Below are 4,955 nucleotides of genomic sequence, written 5' to 3'. Positions count from 1 at the left end.
CGAAATGCGGGTTTATTTTTTGCTATTTTGGGTGTTTCTATCTGCAGTTATAATTGAGATTTTCATTATTTTTTGCTATAATAAATACAAACGGTTGTAGAGGTGGAATGATGGTTACTATTAGAGATATTGCAAAAAAAGCTGGAGTTCATGTCTCTACTGTATCTAGGGCATTGAATGATAGTTCCAGAGTTAAATATGAGACAAAGCAATACATAAAAAAAGTGGCTAAAGAGATGAACTATATGCCCCACGAATTAGCCCGAGGGCTAGCCGGTAAATCCACTAATACTATTGGAGTTATAGTGCCCGAATTGATAAATGCGTTTTACGCAGAAATAATGAATGGCATAGAAAGCAGCTTGGAAAAGAAGGGTTACTCAATAATTTTTGGGAAATCCGATTTTAAATTGGAGAAAGAGCAGAAGTATATAGAGCTTTTCAATAGAAAAAAGGTAGATGGAATCATTGTTTCTTCTATGACTTTAGATACCTTGGAAAAAATAGAAACATTGGATGTAAACAAGGTGCCTTTTGTATTGATAGATAGCTGTCATACCAGAGAGGACATAGACTCTATAAATATCGATAACGAGTATGGAGTATATAATGCTGTAGACTATCTTATAAAAACAGGGCATAAGAAAATAGCTTTTGTAGGAGATCAAGTTACCAACGAGGATAGATTAAAAGGATACAAAAAAGCCTTGAAAGATCACGACATTCAGATAGATGAGAATCTAGTAAAAATTGGCACTGAAAGATTTGAAATGGGAGGTTATAACAGTGTAAGGCAGATGTTAGAGTCTGGGAACAAGCCTGATTCAATTTTTGCGGTAAACGACCATATGGCCATCGGAACAATAAAAGCAATAACAGACAAAGGGCTTAAAATTCCTCAGGACATTTCTGTTATAGGATTTGACGATATAACTATTTCTAATTATCTTGAACTGCCCCTTACTACTGTGGTTCAGCCCAAATTAGAGATAGGGGAGCTGGCATCTAAACTTATATTAGAAAGAATTGAGAATAAAGATAAACCAGCTGTTCAGCATATTGTTTTAAAGCCTAAACTAGTTATAAGGTCTACTACTAAAAATATTATTTATTGAAGTTTTGATTGCCGTATAAATTTTTAATATAGTCTCATAGTAGAATAAGATGGGCAAGTTTTATGTGTAGTTAATTATAGGAATTAACATAAAGAATGGAGGAGTATGTAATATGGATGGATATTTAATTGGGATTGATTTAGGAACTACCGGTTGTCGCAGTGCAATTTTAAATAGTGAGCTTAAAATTCTTGCAGAACAGTATATAGAATATTCTCTAATAAATATAAGCGATACTGAGATAGAGCAGGATGCAGATCTATGGTGGACATTGACTAAAAAAGTGATAAAGGAATCTATAGCAAAATCAAAGGTTGATCCTTTGAAGATAAGGGGGTTGAGCATAAGCTCCCAGGGTATCGCCTTTGTACCTGTAGATGAAAATTGCAATACATTGATGAATGCTATAAGTTGGTTGGATGCTAGGGCTAAAGATGAAACTCAGGAGATACTCGAGAATTTTGATGAAGATGATATGTTTAATATTACCGGGAAGAGAACCAGTGCCACTTATGTATTGCCAAAGCTGTTGTGGATAAAGAATAATAAGCGGGATATATATGATAAGACATATAAATTCTTGATGGGACATGATTTTTTAATAGCCAAGTTTACCGGGAATTTTGTTACTGATCATACGATGGCTTCTGGAACATTGATGTACGATATAAACAAACAGGATTGGTCTTTGCCTATAATAGAAAGATTTGGATTGAACAAAGAAAAGCTGCCTCAAATAGAGTGGAGCGGAACTAATGTAGGAGTTGTGAAACCGGAGGTTGCCCAGGAATTAGGCATAGCAAATGATGTTGTAGTATCCCTAGGGGGACAGGATCAAAAATGTGCCGCTCTAGGAGCAGGGATCAAAGATAATGTTGCCACAGTGTCTTTAGGGACGGCAACAGCTATAACTACCAAGGGCAAACAGCCTTTATTGGATAAACATATGAGGATACCGTGTTTTTCTGATTTATTGAAACAGCGTTGGGTTTTAGAGGCGGTAATTGGCACTGCTGGTGTTAGCTTAAAATGGTTAAGAAATACTTTGTTTGCAGATAAATCATATGAAGAATTAGATGAAATGGTAGAGCAGTGTGGGGCAAAACAAAGCAATTTATTTTTTTATCCCCATCTGACTGGTGCATCAACACCCTATTGGAAACCTGATATCAGAGGTTTTGTTTATGGAATAAGTTTAGCTACTACACCTAACGAGATAGTCAGGTCTGTATTTGAAGGAATAGCCTATCAGATAAAAGTTAACCTGGATATTATGGAAGAACTGTCTGGTGAAGTTGAAGAAATAAGACTGTTCGGCGGAGGTGCCAAAGGAAAAGTGTGGTGTCAGATAATAGCCGATATAACAGGCAAAAAAGTAGTTACTCTATATACACCAGAGACCGCATGTGTAGGAGCGGCGATATTAGCTATGTTGGGCTGTGGAATGATAGAAGATGTAGAACAGATCGAAGAAGCAAATGTAGATGATATTTTTTATCCTGACAAAGAGAATCAAGAGGTGTATGCAGCAAAATATCAAGATTATATAGATATACAGAACAGACTGCTCAATTGCTAATTATAACTTTAATATAAATAAATTTAAAGGGGAGGATAATAGTGTCATTTTATTTTGCAGAAAAAACTTGGCCTGAATTAAAAGAGGCTATAGAAAAAGATACTTTGATTATACTTCCAATGGGTACAGTGGAGGAGCATGGTAAACACCTTCCTGTAGAGACAGATGCCAAAATAGCAGAGAAATTTGGAGAAGCAATTGGACAGGAGTTAAAGGATGAAATACCTTTACTGGTTATGCCCACCATATGGTCTGGTTATTCTGCCAAGGAGATGAGCCGATGGCCGGGAACGATAAGGGTGAGAACTAGAGTAGTAATGGATATGGTATTTGATATTTTAGGGTCTGTTATAGAGATGGGTTTCAAAAAAATAGTAATATTAGATTGTCATGGACATCACTCAGGACTTTTAAAGACTGTATCCAGAGAAATATCCGATAAATATGGGGTTTATATAGCTATAACCTCTCCTGGTACTTTTTCATCTGCAGAATATCAAAAAATTAGAAAATCAGCTCCAGGAGGAAGCATTCACGGAGGAGAATGGGAAACATCTTTGATGATGTATCTGACAGACCTTGTTAAAACAGATCAGTTTACAGATGAAGATATAATGAAATATCATTCAGATTTTGTAGCAGGAGATAATTTTGCAGGAGGACAGAAGGTTACATGGTCTACCTGGGGAATACAGAGAAGCAAGACCGGTATATATGGAGACCCTACAGTAGCCACCAAAGACACAGGAGAAAAAGTTTTTAAAGCTGCATTGAAAGAATATAAAAAGTTTATACTGGAATTCTATAAAAATAATAAATCCTATGAAATATAATAAAAAGGGGAAATCCACATGGCTAGAATAGGATTGATAGCTGTAGGTCACAAAGATTATGTAAACGAATCTGCTTTGGGAATAGTACATAAAGCAGTTGATAATTTAAAAGATAAAGGTATAGATGTAGTATATATCGATCAGATTGCAGTTACTTCAAAGGGTGCCAGGCAAATTGCAAAAGATGTAGTAAAACAGGATGTGGAAGGTATAATATTATTTTTGGATACTTGGATGGAATGCCCTGTAGCTATGTCTGCAGTCAGGGAGTTTGAACATCTTCCTTTTGCCATATGGGGTTTCCCTATGTTCATGAATGAGGGTAAGCTGGATTCTACCGGATCTTTTGTTTCCTTTGCCATGTTCAAAGGTTCTTTAACTAGGATGGAGTATAGATTTAAATCCATATTGGGAATGCCTGATGATCCTAAAACTTTAAAAGATGCAGTGGTTTTTTGTAATGCTGCTTCAGCTTCTGAGAAATTGAAAAGGACAACCATAGGGCTGATCGGCTATACTTCTATGGGCATATATCCCGGCACCTTTGACCATGTGATGATGAGGAAAAGGATTGGTCCCGAGATAGATCAATTGGATACCTATACTTTGATAAATAGGACTGAAAAGATAGAATATGAAGAATGTGAGGATGTTGTTAAATATTTAAAGAGTACTGCTACAATAAATCAAGATGTATCTCAAAAAGATCTGTTGACAGTGGCTAAAATGTATAAGGCTTTAAAGCAAATATCCCACGAAAGAGATTATAATGCTGTAAATGTTAAATGTCAGTATGAATTATCCAAAGAATATGGGATGGTAGCTTGCGTACCCCTTTCTATACTGGCTGAAAATGGTGTGGTGGCATCCTGTGAGGGAGATATCCCTAATACAGTTTCCATGGTAATGTTGAATTACCTATCACAAAGCATAGTAGCTTATGCCGATGTGATAAATATCGATGATGAGGGTATTGTTAAAATGTCCCCATGTGGATTTATACCATATAGTCTAGGGAATCCAGGGGAACAGAGGATCAGGAAATTTATGCCTGGTGTAGGTTTTAGCGGTATACAGAATAGTTTTGTGTTTAAACCGGGTAGAGTTACCATGTTGAGGTTGGTAGAAGATAGCTGTGATTACCATCTTGTATATATTACAGGAGAGGGAGGTTCTACAGAGCTCAGGCAAGGATATATGCCTGCCCTAGATGTGAAGATAGATGGTAGCATTACCAAAATGATAGATAATTTTGCAGGACAGCACTATGCCTTAGTTTATGGAGATCTTTCAAAAGAAATAGAAGAGTTGGCCCAAATACTGGATATTGATTGTATAAGAGTATAGGAAAATAAGGTTATTGTTTTATTAATGTATTAAATATATCCAGATTGGTATTCAAAATTTGTTAATTATTAATATTATTAA

The 4,955-nt window shown here is 35.9% G+C and carries 4 protein-coding genes; all 4 read left to right on the top strand.

The features are described from left to right. Positions 1-107 precede the first annotated feature (107 nt). The 4 genes from PHP06_08535 (at position 108) to PHP06_08520 (ending at position 4,874) form a co-directional block, all read left to right on the top strand. The gene (locus tag PHP06_08535; protein ID MDD3840603.1) at positions 108-1,115 is read left to right on the top strand and encodes a LacI family DNA-binding transcriptional regulator; all 1,008 of its coding nucleotides are present in this window, start codon (positions 108-110) and stop codon (positions 1,113-1,115) included. 112 nt (positions 1,116-1,227) lie between these two features. Beyond that, the gene (xylB, locus tag PHP06_08530) at positions 1,228-2,694 is read left to right on the top strand and encodes a xylulokinase (GenBank protein MDD3840602.1); all 1,467 of its coding nucleotides are present in this window, start codon (positions 1,228-1,230) and stop codon (positions 2,692-2,694) included. A gap of 41 nt (positions 2,695-2,735) precedes the next feature. Beyond that, a complete protein-coding gene (locus PHP06_08525; GenBank protein ID MDD3840601.1) occupies positions 2,736-3,527 on the top strand; it encodes a creatininase family protein in 792 nt (263 codons plus the stop codon). 18 nt (positions 3,528-3,545) lie between these two features. Next, positions 3,546-4,874 carry a hypothetical protein gene (locus tag PHP06_08520; GenBank protein ID MDD3840600.1) on the top strand — a complete coding sequence of 443 codons (1,329 nt, stop codon included), beginning with the start codon at positions 3,546-3,548 and terminating at the stop codon, positions 4,872-4,874. Positions 4,875-4,955: the final 81 nt, after the last annotated feature.

This window comes from Clostridia bacterium, from assembly GCA_028698525.1.
Lineage (GTDB): Bacteria > Bacillota > Clostridia > JAQVDB01 > JAQVDB01 > JAQVDB01.
The sequence above is the reverse complement of the archived record's forward strand: the minus strand, read 5'-3'. Positions and strand labels throughout refer to the sequence as shown.

Coding starts and splice junctions, on each gene's coding strand:
- xylB (MDD3840602.1), top strand. CDS start 1,228: ATGGATGGATATTTAATTGGGATTGATTTAGGAACTACCGGTTGTCGC.
- PHP06_08535 (MDD3840603.1), top strand. CDS start 108: ATGATGGTTACTATTAGAGATATTGCAAAAAAAGCTGGAGTTCATGTC.
- PHP06_08520 (MDD3840600.1), top strand. CDS start 3,546: ATGGCTAGAATAGGATTGATAGCTGTAGGTCACAAAGATTATGTAAAC.